This window comes from Streptomyces melanosporofaciens, from assembly GCF_900105695.1.
Classification (GTDB): domain Bacteria; phylum Actinomycetota; class Actinomycetes; order Streptomycetales; family Streptomycetaceae; genus Streptomyces; species Streptomyces antimycoticus.
In genome coordinates, this window is the sequence record NZ_FNST01000002.1 from 1627812 (window position 1) to 1642839 (window position 15028).

Here is a 15028-nt window from a genome sequence, read left to right on the forward strand (position 1 = left end):
AATCAACTACGCACCGCGTTGGGAGCACCAACATGCCCGAAGCCGCCGAACCCCCGTACGCATACCGTCTCAGCGCCCCCAACTCCCCCAAGAGCCCCAGGGTCTGCCGGGATGCCATCGCCGCCCTCCTCCAGGCCAACGACCTGCACGACCTCGCGGACACGGCGAAACTCCTGGTCTCCGAGGCCGTGACGAACGTCAACCGGCACACGAACACCCAGCTCATCCACATCGACACCCTCGTCCGCGACCGCATCGCGACGATCGCCGTACGCGACGGCTCCCCGGACCGCCACCCGTACCCCCGCGACGCGGCACCCGACGAGGAGGGCGGCCGGGGGCTGTTCCTGATGCAGGAGCTGGCCTACGCATGGGGAGTGACCTGGGAATACGGGCTGCGCCCCACCAGCAAGCACATCTGGTTCGAGCTGCGCGACCCGGTGAACGAATGAGGGGTGGCCGGAGAGGACTCCTCCGGCCACCCCTACATCACCTCAAGGGCTACGTTCGTCCGCGTGATCCGCGATGTCACAACTATGTGCTGGGTGCGATCTGGGGCGGTCACAACCTGGCGGTGGGGCGGCAGTTGGCGGCCGCGCGGCCATCTCCCTTACGCACACTGGTTCTACCGAGCAGGTCAGCACGGGCACAACGGACGACGAGTGGGGGGAACGCGCCATGGCGGACGGTTGCCGGGACTGTGAGACGTGTACGAGGTCGTGGCTGGGGCGGCTGCTCCAGAACGCGGCGGTGGGGCTGATGCATGTGGTGACGATCGGCATCAGCTACCTGGTCAAGAAGGGGTTCAGGCGGCACTGCCCGCAGTGCACGCACCTGCTGTCGCGGCACTCGCGCAGGGCGGACGGTTCATTCCGGGACTGAGCACTCCTCACGGCGTGAAGGCCGGCTGCCCGAGGGGGCTCTTAAGGCCACATCAAGCGCCCGCCGGGCCCGGGGTGGTTGCGCTGATCATGCCGGTCAGGCGGTGCAGCTGCGCGGCCAGGGCGCGGCGCTCCTGCGGGGTGAACTGCGACAGCGCCTCGTACTGGCGCGCCCGTAGCTCGGTTTGCATCGCCGTGAGGCGTTCGGCGCCTTCTTCGGTGAGGCGGACGAGGACCTGGCGCTCGTCCTGCGGGGAGCGACGGCGCGTGATCACGCCCTTGGCCTCCAGTTGCTGGAGCATGCGGGTCGCGGTGGGCACGCTGACCTCGGCGCCGGCCGCGAGGCGGCCGACCGGCAGGCCCTCCCCCTCGGCGTCCTGCGCCAGGGGGTCGAGCAGGGCCACCTGCGACATGGACAGGCCGACCGCGGACTGGCCGACGGTGGCGGCCCGCGAGCGCCGCATGGCGTAGAAGAGCCGGTCGGCGGCCTGGGCCAGGTCTTCCACGCCCGCTTCGGGGGCGGGGTCGGGCACGGGACCGGGCCCTGGTTCGCCCGCCTCTTGGTTGCCTGCCTCTCGCATGATTGTTAGCTTACTAAATAAGATTGGTTAGCAAGCTAAGTACTAGGAGGCTCATCACCATGACCTTCCCCGCCCGTATCGACGTCCACCAGCACATCGTCCCGCCCCTCTGGGCCGAGACCCTCGCCGCGCACGGCCTCGACTCCGGCGGCTGGGCCATCCCCGCCTGGAGCCCGACCGGCGCCCTCGCGATGATGGACCAGCAGGGCATCGCCACCGGCGTGCTGTCGGTCACTTCCCCCGGCATCCACCTGGGCAGCGACGCACAGGCGCGCGACCTCGCCCGCGCGGTCAACGAGTACGGCGCCGAGGTCGTCAGGGACCACCCCGGCCGCTTCGGCCACTTCGCCAGCGTCCCGCTGCCCGACGTCGACGCCGCCCTGACCGAGACCGCCCACGCGCTGGACACCCTGGGTGCCGACGGCGTCGTCCTGATGTCCAACGCCCAGGGCCGCTACCTCGGCGACCCCGACTTCGAACCGCTGTGGGCCGAAATCGACCGCCGCGGCGCCACGGTCTTCGTCCACCCCGCCCAGCCGCCGATGCCGCTGCTGCCCGGCACCCCCGCCCCGCTCGCCGACTACGTCTTCGACACCACGCGCACCGCCCTCAACCTGGTGCTGAACGGCGTCATGGGCCGCTACCCGAACATGCGGGTGATCCTCTCCCACGGCGGCGGCTTCCTGCCCTACGCCGCGTACCGCTTCTCCGGCCTGACCTCCACCGTCGTCGACCGTGAGCGCAACGCCGAGGACATCCTGCGCGACCTGAAGCGGTTCTACTTCGACACCGCACTGTCGGCCAGCCCCAGTGCCCTGCCCGCGCTGCTGGCCTTCGCCGAGCCCGGTCACGTCCTCTACGGCAGCGACTGGCCCTTCGCGCCCCAGGACGCCGGCACCTACTACAACCACTACCTGGAGACCTACCCCGACTACGCCGCCGGCCAGGCCGAGGCCATCGACCGCGGCAACGCCGAGGCGCTCTTCCCCCGTCTCGTCCGCTGACCCGCCGCCTCACCGCCTCGCCGCCTCGCCACCGGGAGGGAGACGCAGGTCACATCCGGTCCTGTCACATCTGCCCGAGCCGCTCCGTCAGGGAGGTGTCAGCACGGCAACGGCATAGGAGAGCCCATCATGGATGCTCGCTTGAACCTCTTCGGCAACCCGCTCCTCGGCACGGTCCTGAAGCACCTCAACTCCGCGGGCAAGGCGGTCACGGAATCGGCGCTGCCGACCGCGACGCAGGAGCTGGTGAAGCTCCGTGCCAGCCAGATCAACGGCTGCGGCTTCTGCACCGACATGCACACCAAGGAGGCCGCGAAGGCCGGGGAGACCTCGACGCGCCTCCACCTGGTCGCGGTCTGGCGGGAGGCCACGGTGTTCACCGATGCCGAGCGCGCCGCCCTGGAGCTGGCGGAGCAGGGCACCCGCATCGCCGACGCGGCCGGGGGTGTCACGGACGAGGCGTGGGCGAACGCGGCCAAGCACTACGACGAGGAACAGCTCGCCGCCCTGGTGGCCATCATCGCCATCATCAACACGTACAACCGCCTGAACGTCATCGTCCAGCAGCCCGCCGGGGACTACCAGCCCGGCCAGTTCGGCTGAGACCCGGCCCGGCGTCCGCCCGGCGTCCGCCGTTGAAGACCCTCAAGGGCGGTCGAGCCGGAGGCGCTCGGCCTTCGGCAGCCCCGCGACCACCAGGTCGTAGGAGTCCTCGATGAGCTCCCGGACCAGCCGGTCCGGGAGGTCGCCGTCGACCGTCACCGTGTTCCAGTGGCGCTTGTTCATATGCCACCCCGGGATGATCAGCCCCGGATGCCCCTCACGGAGCCGGCCCGCGTCCGCCGGGTCGCACTTCAGGTTCACCGTGAGGGGACGCGCGTCCAGCGTCGTCAGGGCGAAGATCTTGCCGAGCACCTTGAAGGTCGAGACCTCCGGGTGGCGGGAGAACGGGGACTCCTCCACCACCGCGTTGAAGGAGAGGCAGAAGGACCGCAGTTGTTCGGGGGTCACTCCGGATTCTCCTCGTACTCGACGTACTCGGCCGAAAAGGCTCAAGGGGTGCGACAACGAACCCACCGTAGCCCAGCCCTCCGACAGCCGACTGGCGAGAATCCGTGGAGGCTCGGCAGAAACGCTCGTGGTCGATGTCACGGCCTGTGCACAACCTGCCGCGTCGACGAGGTGCTGCTCGATCGCGCCAAGCTCGACTTCCTCACGCACCATGGCCGTACGGCCTCGTACCTCACCTCGGTCTGCACCGGCTCGCTCGCGCTCGCCGCGGCGGGCCTGCTCGACGGGTACCGGGCCGCGACCCACTGGGCCACGCGGGAGCAGCTGGCGCGGTTCGGCGTCGAGGTGTCGAGCGAGCGCGTGTGCATCGACGAATCCATCGCCCGCACCGTCTCGCGGGCATTGGAGCAGCGCGCGGCGCAGAACCCGTGACGGACTCACCTCGACGCGCTCTGCCGTCGTCGCCGACCGGCAGCGCGGGCCGGGCCCCGAGTTGCGGCCCCCCACGCGTGGGGTGACGGTGGACATAAGGGGGGACACGGGGCGTGGGAGAACGTGGGGGCTGAAGAAGACGCACAGGACCGCGCCGGTACACGGGAGCACCGGACCGTCGTCCTTGGGGCCTGGCTTTCCGCGCAGTGGCGCGTGTCCGCGTTTCGGGGGACGCACTGACCGCGACCGCGCACACGAGCGGAGAAGGCAATGACGAACGGACCTGGGCCCGCGGGGCCCATGGGCAGGGGCCCGAACGGGGAGCGGCCGCAGCGGGCCGGTACGCCGCTGGGGACGCAGCCGACGGAGTACACCGGGCGGTATGTGGTCCTGCTCGATCAGCAGGAACCCGAGCGCGGGATGGAGGCGCTGCGCTCGTCCGTCGGGATCGCGTCCGTGGAACGCGTCCGCGGGGCGGAACCCGGGGCGGCGGAGCTGCTGGCGCGGCCCGATGTGTCGGTGGTCTTCGACGAGCTCGGCGTCGCCGTCGTCGATGTGCAGCCCGACCAGCGCCATGCGCTGGTCACCACGGCGGAGGCGGAGCCGACGATCATCGCGACGGAGCCGGAGCGCGTGGTGTACGCGTCGGTGATCACGGAGCCGCACCACACGCTGACCGGCTTCTTCCCGACGTACCGCAGCGACGAGGACGAGGTGACCCGGCACACCCGGGCCGAGCTCGCCACCTCGCTGGGACCGGCGTGGGACGAGCAGAACACCACCTGGGGGCTCCAGGGGATCCGCGCCAACTGGTCGCATCTGACCGGCAGCGGGGTGAAGGTCGCCGTGCTCGACACCGGTGTGGACACCGACCATCCGGATCTGACCGAATGCGTCGAGGCGACGGCCTCCTTCGTGCCCGGGGCGAGTGTCGAGGACGGCCATGGTCACGGCACCCACTGCGTCGGCACGGTGGCCGGTCCGGCCAAGCCCGGGCACGCGCCGCGGTACGGCGTGGCCGGTGAGGCCGGGGTGCTGGTGGGCAAGGTGCTCAGCGACCAGGGCGTGGGCTCCGACGGCCAGATCCTGGCGGGGATGGCCTGGGCGGTCTCCCAGGGCGCCCGGGTGATCTCCATGTCGCTCGGGGCTCCGGTGGAGCCGGGGGAGCTGTTCCCGCAGACGTACGAGAACGTGGCGCGGCGCGCGCTGCGGCTCGGCACCGTGATCGTGGCCGCGGCGGGGAACGAGAGCCGGCGGCCCGGCTTCGTGGCGCCGGTGGGGCGGCCCGCCAACTGCCCGTCCGTCCTGGCGGTGGCGGCGCTCGGCAAGGACCTGGGGACCGCGTTCTTCTCCTGCGGCGCCATCAACGGCGAGGGCGGGGAGATCAATATCGCGGCGCCCGGGGTCGACATCTTCTCGGCCGCGCCCGGCGGGACGTACCAGACGATGAGCGGCACGAGTATGGCGGCGCCGCATGCCGCCGGTGTCGTCACGCTGCTGGCTCAGGCGCATCCGGAGGCCTCGGCGGCCGACCTCGGCACCCGTCTGCGGTCCGGGGCCCATCCGCTGGCGCAACCGGCCACGGACGTCGGCTCGGGTCTGCTCCAGGCCCCGTGAGCGGGGACGCGATGGGGCAGGCGGCGCGGTCCGGGCCGGTCGGGGTCATCCTCTCGGTCGACCCGGACCGGTTCGCCCAGGTCGTGGAGGCCGCGCGGCGGATCGGGCTGACGGTCACCGGGGAGCAGCAGATCCTCGGGTCGCTGTCCGGGACCATCGCCGAGGACCGGATCCCGGTTCTGGAGGCGGTGGACGGCGTCGAGGCGGTGGACCGGGAACAGATCGTCCGGCTGCCGCCGCCCGACGCGCCGATCCAGTGAGCTCCGGCTCGCGGCCTGGGGCTCGGCGGTCCGGGGCACGGGGTCCGGGATTCGGGGTCCGGGTCCGGGGTCCGGGGTCCGGGGTCCGGGTCCCGGGGTCAGCGTTTTGGGCTGCGGGCTCAGACGTGGTTGAACGGCTCGGCGTACGCGAAGGCCCCCTTGAGGGTGGGCTGATAGGCGGTCAGGGTCCGGACCTGGAAGTAGTCGCCCCAGGCCGGGTCCGGGGCCGTGATGCCGTAATCGGTTGACGGGCGGAAGCCGAACCGGCCGTAATAGGCGGGGCTGCCCAGCAGGGCCACCAGTGATTCACCGAAGGCGTCCGCGGCGCCCAGCACCGCGTGGACGAGCGCCTGGCCGACGCCGCGGCGCTGATGGGCGGGGTGCACGCTGAGCGGGCCGAGACCGAGGGCGAGGGCCAGGTCGGCGCCGACATGGCCGCGGGTGCAGACGACATGTCCGATCACCTCGTCCCGGTCGCCGGTGGCGACGAACGACAGCGCGGGCAACCAGCCGTCGCTGATCCGGAGTTCGTCCAGCAGCGTGGCCTCGACCGGGACCGGGGTGTCCGTGGTGCCCATGGTGTCCGAGGTATCCGGCTTCGCGAACGCGGCCGAGGTGACGGCCCTGATGGCGTCGATGTCGGAGCGGGTCTCTCGTCGGATCAACATCGGGTCAGGATGCGTCCCAACGCGGTGCGGGAGCAAACCAATTGTGCGCCGTCGCGCGGGACGGGCCCCGGGGTCAGCCCTTCGCGGCGCGGGCGGTGAGGGCCCGTTCGACCTGGATGTACGTCACGTCGTGGTCGGCCAGGACATGCGCGGCGACACCGGGGCGGGCGGTGAGGGCGAGCAGCAGATGCTCATCGCCGATGTACTTGTCGCCGCGGGCGAGGGCGATCCGCAGCGAGCGCTCCAGCACCGACTTGGCCTCCCGGGAGAACGGGCGGCGCAGGGGGCGCCTGCCGCGGCGGGGAGCGCGTGCGGAGGCGGATCCGGGAGCGGATTCGGACGTGGCTCCAGGGGTCGGTCCGGCCGTGGCGAGGGCCCCCACGCCATGGGCCTCCTCCACCCGCGCCACGATCTCGTCCACATCGATGCCGAGCCCGGCCAGCGCCTCCGCATCGGCGCCGGTGATGCCCCCGCGCCGGCGGACCTCGGCCAGGGCCCGCTCGATCGAGGCGCGGCGGCCGTGCGCGCCGAGGGCGGCGAGAACCTCGGCGGCGGGGCTGCCCTTACGGTCGCCGCGGGTACGGGTGCGGTCCTTACGGCCGCCGCTCGCCTCCGTATGGCTGCCGCCGTCCTCCGTACCGCTGCCGCCCGTACGGTCGCCGTCCGTTCGGTCCAGGAGCGCGAGCAGCAGCTCGGCCTCGCCGACCGTGTCGGCCCCGGCGTCCTCCGCGTGGCGGACGGCGCCGCGTACGACCTGGCGGGCACTGGTGGTGAACCTCTCGAACATCAACGCCTCCCGTGCTTCTTGTGGACCGCCTGCCTGCTGACGCCCAGTTCGGCGGCGATCTCCTGCCACGACCAGCCCTGGGCACGGGCGCTGCGCACCTGGACGGCCTCCAGTTGCTCCAGCAGCCGGCGCAGCGCGGCGACGGCACGCAGTCCGACCCGGGGGTCCCGGTCGCCCGCGCGCTCGGCGAGATCCGTTGCTTCGGTCATGGTGTCAATGTAGGTTGACGCCTCGCTGCCGTCAACATGGGTTGACGAATGGGGCCGTAATTGGTTCGACGCGGCGGCCGTACGTCCGGCAGCCTCCCGTCATGGACCCCCATTACTGGCCCCTGTACGGGCTTCGCCTTCGTACGCCACGCCTGGAACTGCGGCTTCCCGACATCCCCCTGCTCGACGGACTCGCCGCGGTCGCGGCGGACGGGGTGCACGACCCGGCCGAGATGCCCTTCAGCATCCCCTGGACCGACGCGCCCCCGGAGGAGCGCGGACGCGGCACCTTCCAGCATGTGCTGGGCACGATCGCCGAGTGGCGGCCGGAGAAGTGGGCGCTGAGCCTCGCGGTGCTGCACGAGGGCGCGGTGATCGGGCGACAGGACCTCTTCGCGACCGAATTCGCGGTCACGCGGGAAGCCGAGACGGGCTCCTGGCTGGGCGCGGCCCATCAGGGCAAGGGCCTGGGCACGGAGATGCGGGCGGCGGTGGCGCACCTGGCCTTCGAGGGGCTGGGCGCGCTGTCGCTGACCTCGGGCGCGATGGTGGAGAACGGCCGCTCGATGGGGGTCTCCCGGCGGCTCGGCTACCGCCCCGACGGGCTGTCCGTGGTCGCCGTAAGGGGCGAGGCACGCACCATTCAGCGGCTGCGGCTGGACCGCGCGGCCTGGGAGGAACACCGCACCACCCCGGTCGAGATGGCCGGACTGGAGCCGTGCCGGCCGCTGTTCGGCGCCCCGTGATGGGCGCCCTGACGCGAGAGTACGCCGCATCGCCCGCTCTACGGTGGTTTGAGGGGGCCGGTGCGGCTCATGGAGGTGGCGTCCATGGCGGGCACGTCAGGTAGCCGCGCCCTCGTGCGGGCAGCCGCGTTCGCACAGCGCTGGTTACCCTCCCTTCCGTGGTCAAACCTCATATATCGAAGCCTCTGGCCAAGGGGCGCGCCTCGCTCGGGCGTCTGCGCAAGGCGTTCCTGCGCCGCTGGCGCCATCCGCGGCTGAAATGGCCCAAGCGGATCGTGGCCGCCTTCGTCGGCTGCCTGGTGCTGGCCGTACTCGCCGCCGGGATCTCGCTGCGGCTGCTGTACGCGGGCGATCCCGGGCCCGGTACACAGACCCGGGGCCGGGACGCCGTATGGATCGGACACGCGTGGGTGGACGGCCGCAAGGGCGAGGCCGAACTCCAAGGGCTGGTGCGGCGGGTGCGCGGCACCGGGATCCGCGATCTGTACGTCCACGCGGGCCCGTTGGAGCATGACGGCAGCCTGCCCCGAGGGCGCTACCCGAAAGCGGGGTGGCTGCTGAAGGCGGTCCATCACGAACTGCCCGGCGTCCGCGTCCAGGCGTGGCTCGGCGACGTGCTGGACACCGAGAGCCCGACCGGGCTCAGCCTCGCCGACGGCGACAACCACACGCGGATCGTGGCCTCGGCGCGGCAGGTGCTGGACGCGGGGTTCGACGGCGTCCACTTCGACCTGGAGCCGCTGCACTCCGAGGACCGCACCTACCTCGCGCTCCTCGACGCGCTGCACGCCCTCACCCGTCCCCGCCACGTCCCGCTGTCGGTCGCGGCCCACCAGATCGACCCGCTGCCCGCCCTGCACTCGGTCGCGGGGTTCCTCACCGGCCACCCCAAGTGGTGGTCGCAGTCGTACTTCGGGCAGGTGGCACGGCGGGTCGACCAGATCGCGGTGATGTCGTACGACACCTCGATGCCGCTGGAGAGCCTCTACGGCGGCTATGTGGCCCAGCAGACGGAACTCGCGCTCGAGGTCACCCCGCCGACCACGGATCTGCTGATGGGCCTCCCCGGCTACCACACCGACAACTTCGGCCGTCACGCCTGGGCGGAGACCGTCCCGGCGGCGGTGCGCGGCGCCCGCCTCGGCCTCGGCCGCGAGGACCGGCGGCGTGCGCGCTTCGGGATGGCGCTGTACGTGGACTACGCGGCGACGGACGACGACTGGGCGGCGTACCGGGACGGCTGGGGTCGGCGCGAGGCGGACTGACAGGGCTCTGGGCGGGGCGTCGGCGTCCGGCTCGGGGCGCCCGGTCAGGAGCGGGACGGGGTGACCAGGCCGGATTCGTAGGCCGCGATGACCAGTTGGGCGCGGTCGCGGGCGCCCAGCTTGCCCATGATGCGGCTGACATGGGTCTTGGTGGTGAGCGGTGAGAGGCCGAGGGTCTGGGCGGCCTCGGCGTTGTTGAGGCCGCGGGCGACGAGGGCGAGCACCTGGCGCTCGCGCTCGGAGAGCGCGGCCAGAGCGGCGGGGGCCGGGGCGCCGGGCGGCGGGGCGTCCGGGAGCCGCAGGACGCGGGCGATGAGGCGGGCGGTGGGGCCGGGCGAGAGCAGGGACTCCCCCGCCGCCACCGTCCGTATGGCGTCCAGGAGTTCGGCGGGCCGGGTGTCCTTCACCAGGAAGCCGGACGCGCCCGCGCGCAGCGCCTCGACGATGTGCTCATCGGTGTCGTAGGTCGTCAGGACGAGGACCCGGACACCGGCGAGGTCCTCGTCGGCGGCGATGCGGCGCGTCGCCTCGATACCGTCGAGGTCGGGCATCCGGATGTCCATGACCACGAGGTCGGCGCGGGCGGCGCGGGCCAGTTCGACGGCCTCACGGCCGGTGCCCGCCTGCCCGACCACGTCCATGTCGCGGGCCGAGGAGACCAGCATGGCGAAGGCGGAACGGACCAGCCTCTGGTCGTCGGCGAGCAGCACCCTGATCGGCGCGGCGGTGCCGGACGCAGGGTCCGGTGGGGTAGTTCGCGAGGCGGGATCCGGCGAGGTGGCCCCGGGGGCGGGCTCCACGGGGGCAGTATCTGACGTCGGCTCCGCTGGGCTGGTCCCCGGTGCCGGGTCCGGTGCGGTCGTCATGCGGTGGCCTCCCTGGGCGCTGCGGCGGTCTGTGCGGTGCCCGTACGGCCGCCGGGCGGGCCGCCCCGGCCCCACGGCAGCGCGGCCCTGATCGCGAAGCCCGGGCCGTCCTCGCGCGGTCCGGCGGTCAGGCTGCCCGCGACGCTGCGGGCCCGCTCGCGCATGCCGACGATGCCATAGCCCGGTTCGGCGGGCGCGGTAAGGGGCTCACCGTCGCCGTCGGGGCCGTCGTCCACGGCGGCGACGCACAGCTCCCCCTCGTCCCGTACGAGCGTGATCCGCACCCGTGTGCCGGGTGCGTGGCGTACGGCGTTGGTCAGGGCCTCCTGCACGATCCGGTACGCGGCGGCGCCCACGGCGGGCGACAGTTCGGCCGCCTCCACGCCGACCGTAAGGTCCACGCGTACGCCCGCCGCCTCCGCCGCCGCGGCCAGGTCGGAGAGCCCGGCGAGCCCCGGCAGCGGGCCGATGTCCTCCTCGTCCGCGTGGCCGGTCTCGCCGTCCGCGCCACCGCGGAGCACCTGGAGGGTGGCCCGCAGCTCGGCGCGGGCGTCCCGGCAGGTGTCGGCCATCGCGTCGAGCGCCTTGGCCATCGCCTCGCGGTCCAGCCGCTCGGGGTCGGCGATCAGGACATGCGCCGCGACGGAGGTCTGGACGCCGATGAGGGTGATGCTGTGCGCGAGCAGATCATGCAGATCGCGCGCGATGCGCAGCCGTTCCTCGGCGACCCGCCGGGCCGCCTCCTCCTCACGCGTCCGCTCGGCGCGTTCGGCCCGCTCCAGGATCGCGGCGATGTACTTACGGTGGATGCGGACCGCCTCGCCGATCACCACGACCGACAGCACCCAGCCGGAGCTGCGCAGCATGTTGGCGCCGGCCTGCACGTTGCTGCCCAGGGTCATCATCGTCACCATGCCCGCGAGCAGGATGCCGACCGTGAGGAAGGACCGCAGCGGCGGGCCGATCACGGCCAGGGTGTAGACGGCGAGGAGCCCGGCCGGGACGACCGCGATATGGACGTTGTCCATGGCGTGGTACGGCCCGACCATGAGCACCACGGCCGCGGTGACCACCATCGGGCTGTGCCGCCGCCCCACGAGCGCCACGGCGCTGACGGTGAGCAGTGCCCAGCCGAACGCGTCGGGGCGATGGCCGTTCCGGTCGAGGTTGAGCAGGGCCAGCGTGATCTGCAGGACCAGCACCGCACCGGCGATCCCGGCGTCCACCCGCCGCCGCCTGCGGGCCTCGTCCCGGGTCTCTGCGGGGCGGGGGCCGCTGTGCAGGGCGCGCAGCACGGAGGCGAGCGCGCGGTGGGCGGTGAAGTGCGCCGTGGAGCGCGCGGCGGGGTGCGCCGGTGGGGTGGTCGCGGCCTGGGTCGCGGAAGGTGCGGGCACGGGCTCCATCCTCGGGGATCCGCCTCGGGCCGATCCATAGGGCGGTACGAACGGGGCGGTATGAACAGGCGGTACGCAGCGGGCGGTGCGAAGGGGATTCCGGACCGGCCGTCCCCTGTGCGGCCGGTCCGGGCTCAGGGACGGCCTCAGCCGCCGCGTACGGCCGGTTCGGGACGGCCCTCGGGGCCAAAGGGCCCGCCCTGGCCTCCCGACGCCGAGGAGCCCGACGAAGGCGACGAGGAGGGCGGGGCGGGCGTACGGCGGAAAAGGGCACCCGGCCACCACACCCACCGCTTCAGCAGCAGGCTCGCCGACGTCACCAGATACGTCCGCACGAGGAAGGTGTCGAGCAGCACGCCGACCGCCACCACGAACCCCATCTCGACCAGCATCACCATCGGCAGCGTGGCCAGCACCGCGAAGGTCGCCGCCAGCACCAGACCGGCCGAGGCGATCACCCCGCCCGTCGTGCGCAGCGCGGTCACGGCCGCGTCCGGGACGTCCGCCCCGCGCAGCGACTCCTCCCGCATCCGGTGCATCAGGAAGATGCCGTAGTCGACACCGAGGGCGACCAGGAAGACGAAGGAGAGCAGCGGGAGCCCGGGGTCCACTCCGGCGAAGCCGAAGACCGGGTCGAAGACGAGCCCGCCGACTCCCATCGCGGCGCCCCATACGGCGACCACGGCGACGACCAGGACCAGCGGCGCCACGAGGCTGCGCAGCAGGGCCGCGAGGATCAGCAGCACGGCGATCAGCACCAGCGGGATGACCAGCATCCGGTCGCGGGCGTTGGTGTCCTTCAGATCGAGCTGCTGGGCGCTGGGCCCGCCGACCACCGCGTCGGCGTCCTCGACCCGTACGAGACCGGAGCGCAGGGCGTGCAGGGTGGCGGTCTCCCCCGCCGACTGCGGGGCGCCGTGGGGGAAGACGTCGATCTCCGTCCAGCCGCCGCCGCTGCGTCCGCGGTCCGCCCGCGCGACCCCCTCCGTGTCACGCGCCCGCCGCAGCACCTCGTCCGCCCCCGTGGTGCGCGTCATCACGCTGATGGGCTGGCTGCTGCTGTCCGGATAGGCGTGGGCGAGGGTCCGGGTCGCGGCCACCGACTCGGGCTTGTCGGTGAAGGTGTCGTCCTGCTTGAGGTCGCCGGGCAGATTGAGCACGCCGATGGCGAGAGCGCCCAGCAGCGCGGCACCGCCGAGCAGGACGGCTCCGGGCCGATGGCGGGCCGAGGCGCCCATGGCCTCGAAGAACCCGCGCCGGGTCGCCCGCGGTTCACTGCCGTAGGCCGGGATCAGCGGCCAGAACACCCGCCGCCCCAGCAACACGAGCACCGCGGGCAGCAGCGTCATCATGGCCGCCAGCGCGCAGACGACCCCGACCGCGCCGACCGGGCCCAGTCCGCTGCTGCTGTTGAGGTCGGCGGCGAGCAGGCACAGCAGCCCGGCGGCGACGGTGCCGCTGGAGGCGAGCACGGCCGGACCGCAGCCGCGCAGGGCCTCGCGCATCGCGTCGTACGGGGCGCGGTGGCGGCGGAGCTCCTCGCGGTAGCGGGAGACGATCAGCAGGGCGTAGTCGGTGCCCGCGCCGAAGACCAGCACCGTCATGATCGAGGAGCTCATGCTGGTGACGACGAGGTCGAAGCCCTGGACGAGGCCGTAGACGATCGCCATCGCGGCCATGGCGGCGACCCCGACCACCCCCAGCGGAACCAGCCACAGCAGGGGGCTGCGATAGGTGATGATCAGCAGCAGGGCGACCACCCCGGCGGTGGCGAACATCAGCGTGCCGTCGGTGGAGGCGAAGACCTCCTGCGAATCGGCGCTGAGCGCCCCGGGACCGCCGACCTGGACGCTCAGGCCCTCGGGGTGGGAGGCGAGCTCGGCGCGGACGTCCTTGACGGCGTCGGCCCGCTCCTTCTCGTCCGTCACGCCGGTGAGCGCCATGGGGTACATCACGGTCGTGCCGTCCTTGGACGGTACGGCGCGCGGCGCCTGCCCACCGACGATGTCGTGGCGCCCCGCGACCTCGGCGACCTTCTCGCCGGCCGCCTTACGGTCGGCGTCGGTCAGCCCGCCGTCACGGTGGTAGACGAGGACGAGGTCGATGGTGTCGCCACCGGGCAGCCGCTCCTGGAGCCGGGCCACCTGGGTGGAGTCGGCGCCCGCCGGGAGGTAGTCGACGGCCGTGTCCCGCTTGACGCCCTCGAGCTTGCCCGCGAAGGGGACGGCGACGAGGAGCAGCAGCACCCAGCCCGCGATCAGCGCCCAGGGCAGTGAGCGGTGTCGCTTGCCGCCGGGCCCGGAGGGCGGCCCGGCCGCGGAGCGCGGTGCCGCGTCCGATTGATGGGGATCGCTCGGGATCCCTGACGATGTCGTCTGCATGCCCCCAGGCTTCCGGCGCGGGGGCGCCGATACGTCGCGCCGGCGACGGAGATGGCGGCTACTGCGCCGGGGGCGGGACGGGGCCGATTACTCCCGGGGGAGTACGGAGGCGAACCGGAATTTCCGTTTCAGAGCGCCACCCTTGTGGCTTCAGAACGCCGCCCTTGTCGCGGCCAGCAGCCGGGCCGTGTCGTCCGGGCAGATCATCAGGGCCCGGCCGACGGTTTCCAGGACCGCGCGCTCGGCCGGGCGGTACGGCCCGTCGGCCACGGCGATCCGGGCGCCCTGGAGGAGGATGGCCTCCCGGCCGGTGGGGGCCAGATGCGGGGCCAGCGGCTCCAGGGCCTCATGCAGCTCGATGGCCAGCGCCGTACCGCACGGGTCCAGGCCGTCGCGCTCGCCGCACGCGCCCGGGAGCCGCCCGGTGTCGGCGGCGAGCGCCTCGATGAGCGCGAGCAGCTGCTCCTCGCTGCAGTCGGCGAACCCGGCTGCGCGCACCGCGCCGACCGCGACCTGCCGGACCGCCGTCGCCTCGGTGCCGCCCGCGGCGAGGACCGCGAGGGCCACGGTGTGCACCGCGTCGCGGAGCATCGCGGAGAAGCGGATGGTCGTGGGGTGGTCGAGCACCTCGGTGCCGTAGCGGCTGCCGCAGGCCGCGCATTCCACGATGGGCGCGACCGGTCCGCGTGGCAGCACGGGCAAGCCGAGCACCACGATGCGACGGCGGCCGGTACGGCGGCGGAAGTTGCGGTCACCTCCGCATTCGGGGCAGAAGAACTCACCATCGCCGACAGTCCGCCACAGAGTGCGCACGCCTACCACACACAGGTCCCGGTCACGGCGGGCTCGCCGGTGCACCACGTCACACCTCCATAACGCTTCGGCCACGTTGCCGCGTTGACGTGATGCTAGCCACATCCATGATG

The 15028-nt window shown here is 72.8% G+C and carries 18 protein-coding genes; 9 read left to right on the forward strand and 9 right to left on the reverse strand.

Annotated elements, in window-relative coordinates; translation table 11 throughout:
- Nucleotides 1–32 precede the first annotated feature (32 nt).
- Together BLV72_RS09995 and BLV72_RS10000 are read left to right on the forward strand one after the other, a co-directional pair.
- Entirely contained in the window at nt 33–452 is a 420-nt protein-coding gene (locus tag BLV72_RS09995) for an ATP-binding protein (RefSeq protein ID WP_093461667.1), read from the forward strand.
- A gap of 226 nt (nt 453–678) precedes the next feature.
- Nucleotides 679–882 carry a hypothetical protein gene (locus tag BLV72_RS10000; protein ID WP_093461669.1) on the forward strand — a complete coding sequence of 68 codons (204 nt, stop codon included), beginning with the start codon at nt 679–681 and terminating at the stop codon, nt 880–882.
- Nucleotides 883–934: 52 nt separating this feature from the next.
- Here the strand turns inward: BLV72_RS10000 and BLV72_RS10005 are convergent, their stop codons facing one another.
- Nucleotides 935–1462: a MarR family winged helix-turn-helix transcriptional regulator gene (locus BLV72_RS10005; protein WP_208905602.1), complete on the reverse strand. Its 528-nt coding sequence runs from the start codon at nt 1460–1462 to the stop codon at nt 935–937.
- 59 nt (nt 1463–1521) lie between these two features.
- Here BLV72_RS10005 and BLV72_RS10010 point away from each other — a divergent pair, with 59 nt between their 5' ends.
- Nucleotides 1522–2466, forward strand: a complete 945-nt coding sequence (locus BLV72_RS10010; RefSeq protein WP_093461672.1) for an amidohydrolase family protein — start codon at nt 1522–1524, stop codon at nt 2464–2466.
- Nucleotides 2467–2595: 129 nt separating this feature from the next.
- On the forward strand, nt 2596–3069 hold the full coding sequence (locus BLV72_RS10015; RefSeq protein WP_093461673.1) for a carboxymuconolactone decarboxylase family protein: 474 nt from the start codon (nt 2596–2598) through the stop codon (nt 3067–3069).
- Nucleotides 3070–3111: 42 nt separating this feature from the next.
- Here the strand turns inward: BLV72_RS10015 and BLV72_RS10020 are convergent, their stop codons facing one another.
- Nucleotides 3112–3477, reverse strand: a complete 366-nt coding sequence (locus BLV72_RS10020; protein WP_093461675.1) for an MmcQ/YjbR family DNA-binding protein — start codon at nt 3475–3477, stop codon at nt 3112–3114.
- A 171-nt stretch (nt 3478–3648) separates the two neighbouring features.
- Between BLV72_RS10020 and BLV72_RS49745 the strand changes: the two genes are divergently transcribed.
- The 3 genes from BLV72_RS49745 to BLV72_RS10035 all read left to right on the forward strand — a co-directional run bounded on the left by BLV72_RS49745 (nt 3649) and on the right by BLV72_RS10035 (nt 5786).
- Complete coding sequence (locus BLV72_RS49745; RefSeq protein WP_244320713.1) at nt 3649–3909, forward strand: DJ-1/PfpI family protein; 261 nt, start codon at nt 3649–3651, stop codon at nt 3907–3909.
- A gap of 270 nt (nt 3910–4179) precedes the next feature.
- Nucleotides 4180–5526: a S8 family peptidase gene (locus BLV72_RS10030; RefSeq protein WP_093461678.1), complete on the forward strand. Its 1347-nt coding sequence runs from the start codon at nt 4180–4182 to the stop codon at nt 5524–5526.
- Entirely contained in the window at nt 5523–5786 is a 264-nt protein-coding gene (locus BLV72_RS10035; protein ID WP_244320714.1) for a hypothetical protein, read from the forward strand. Before BLV72_RS10030 ends, BLV72_RS10035 begins: the two co-directional genes overlap by 4 nt.
- A 119-nt stretch (nt 5787–5905) precedes the next feature.
- On the opposite strand, the gene BLV72_RS10040 is transcribed toward BLV72_RS10035, so the two are convergent.
- From BLV72_RS10040 to BLV72_RS10050, 3 genes are all read right to left on the reverse strand, one after another.
- Nucleotides 5906–6454 carry a GNAT family N-acetyltransferase gene (locus BLV72_RS10040; protein WP_093461681.1) on the reverse strand — a complete coding sequence of 183 codons (549 nt, stop codon included), beginning with the start codon at nt 6452–6454 and terminating at the stop codon, nt 5906–5908.
- Between the two features lie 73 nt (nt 6455–6527).
- On the reverse strand, nt 6528–7241 hold the full coding sequence (locus tag BLV72_RS10045; protein WP_093461682.1) for a Clp protease N-terminal domain-containing protein: 714 nt from the start codon (nt 7239–7241) through the stop codon (nt 6528–6530).
- Entirely contained in the window at nt 7241–7450 is a 210-nt protein-coding gene (locus tag BLV72_RS10050; protein ID WP_018087470.1) for a helix-turn-helix domain-containing protein, read from the reverse strand. The genes BLV72_RS10045 and BLV72_RS10050 overlap by 1 nt, the downstream gene beginning before the upstream one ends.
- A 101-nt stretch (nt 7451–7551) precedes the next feature.
- Between BLV72_RS10050 and BLV72_RS10055 the strand changes: the two genes are divergently transcribed.
- Together BLV72_RS10055 and BLV72_RS10060 are read left to right on the forward strand one after the other, a co-directional pair.
- Entirely contained in the window at nt 7552–8196 is a 645-nt protein-coding gene (locus BLV72_RS10055) for a GNAT family N-acetyltransferase (protein WP_093461684.1), read from the forward strand.
- Nucleotides 8197–8354: 158 nt separating this feature from the next.
- Complete coding sequence (locus BLV72_RS10060) at nt 8355–9461, forward strand: glycoside hydrolase family 18 protein (RefSeq protein WP_093461685.1); 1107 nt, start codon at nt 8355–8357, stop codon at nt 9459–9461.
- 44 nt (nt 9462–9505) lie between these two features.
- Here BLV72_RS10060 and BLV72_RS10065 read toward each other — a convergent pair whose 3' ends face one another.
- The 4 genes from BLV72_RS10065 to BLV72_RS10080 all read right to left on the reverse strand — a co-directional run bounded on the left by BLV72_RS10065 (nt 9506) and on the right by BLV72_RS10080 (nt 14963).
- The gene (locus BLV72_RS10065) at nt 9506–10327 is read right to left on the reverse strand and encodes a response regulator transcription factor (RefSeq protein WP_280143009.1); all 822 of its coding nucleotides are present in this window, start codon (nt 10325–10327) and stop codon (nt 9506–9508) included.
- On the reverse strand, nt 10324–11730 hold the full coding sequence (locus BLV72_RS10070; protein WP_093461687.1) for a sensor histidine kinase: 1407 nt from the start codon (nt 11728–11730) through the stop codon (nt 10324–10326). The genes BLV72_RS10065 and BLV72_RS10070 overlap by 4 nt, the downstream gene beginning before the upstream one ends.
- A gap of 137 nt (nt 11731–11867) precedes the next feature.
- Nucleotides 11868–14102, reverse strand: a complete 2235-nt coding sequence (locus BLV72_RS10075; RefSeq protein WP_093461688.1) for an MMPL family transporter — start codon at nt 14100–14102, stop codon at nt 11868–11870.
- Between the two features lie 150 nt (nt 14103–14252).
- Nucleotides 14253–14963, reverse strand: a complete 711-nt coding sequence (locus tag BLV72_RS10080; protein WP_093461690.1) for a TerB family tellurite resistance protein — start codon at nt 14961–14963, stop codon at nt 14253–14255.
- Nucleotides 14964–15028: the final 65 nt, after the last annotated feature.

Coding starts and splice junctions, on each gene's coding strand:
- BLV72_RS09995 (WP_093461667.1), top strand. CDS start 33: ATGCCCGAAGCCGCCGAACCCCCGTACGCATACCGTCTCAGCGCCCCC.
- BLV72_RS10000 (WP_093461669.1), top strand. CDS start 679: ATGGCGGACGGTTGCCGGGACTGTGAGACGTGTACGAGGTCGTGGCTG.
- BLV72_RS10005 (WP_208905602.1), bottom strand. CDS start 1,462: ATGCGAGAGGCAGGCAACCAAGAGGCGGGCGAACCAGGGCCCGGTCCC.
- BLV72_RS10010 (WP_093461672.1), top strand. CDS start 1,522: ATGACCTTCCCCGCCCGTATCGACGTCCACCAGCACATCGTCCCGCCC.
- BLV72_RS10015 (WP_093461673.1), top strand. CDS start 2,596: ATGGATGCTCGCTTGAACCTCTTCGGCAACCCGCTCCTCGGCACGGTC.
- BLV72_RS10030 (WP_093461678.1), top strand. CDS start 4,180: ATGACGAACGGACCTGGGCCCGCGGGGCCCATGGGCAGGGGCCCGAAC.
- BLV72_RS10040 (WP_093461681.1), bottom strand. CDS start 6,454: ATGTTGATCCGACGAGAGACCCGCTCCGACATCGACGCCATCAGGGCC.
- BLV72_RS10045 (WP_093461682.1), bottom strand. CDS start 7,241: ATGTTCGAGAGGTTCACCACCAGTGCCCGCCAGGTCGTACGCGGCGCC.
- BLV72_RS10050 (WP_018087470.1), bottom strand. CDS start 7,450: ATGACCGAAGCAACGGATCTCGCCGAGCGCGCGGGCGACCGGGACCCC.
- BLV72_RS10055 (WP_093461684.1), top strand. CDS start 7,552: ATGGACCCCCATTACTGGCCCCTGTACGGGCTTCGCCTTCGTACGCCA.
- BLV72_RS10065 (WP_280143009.1), bottom strand. CDS start 10,327: ATGACGACCGCACCGGACCCGGCACCGGGGACCAGCCCAGCGGAGCCG.
- BLV72_RS10070 (WP_093461687.1), bottom strand. CDS start 11,730: ATGGAGCCCGTGCCCGCACCTTCCGCGACCCAGGCCGCGACCACCCCA.
- BLV72_RS10075 (WP_093461688.1), bottom strand. CDS start 14,102: ATGCAGACGACATCGTCAGGGATCCCGAGCGATCCCCATCAATCGGAC.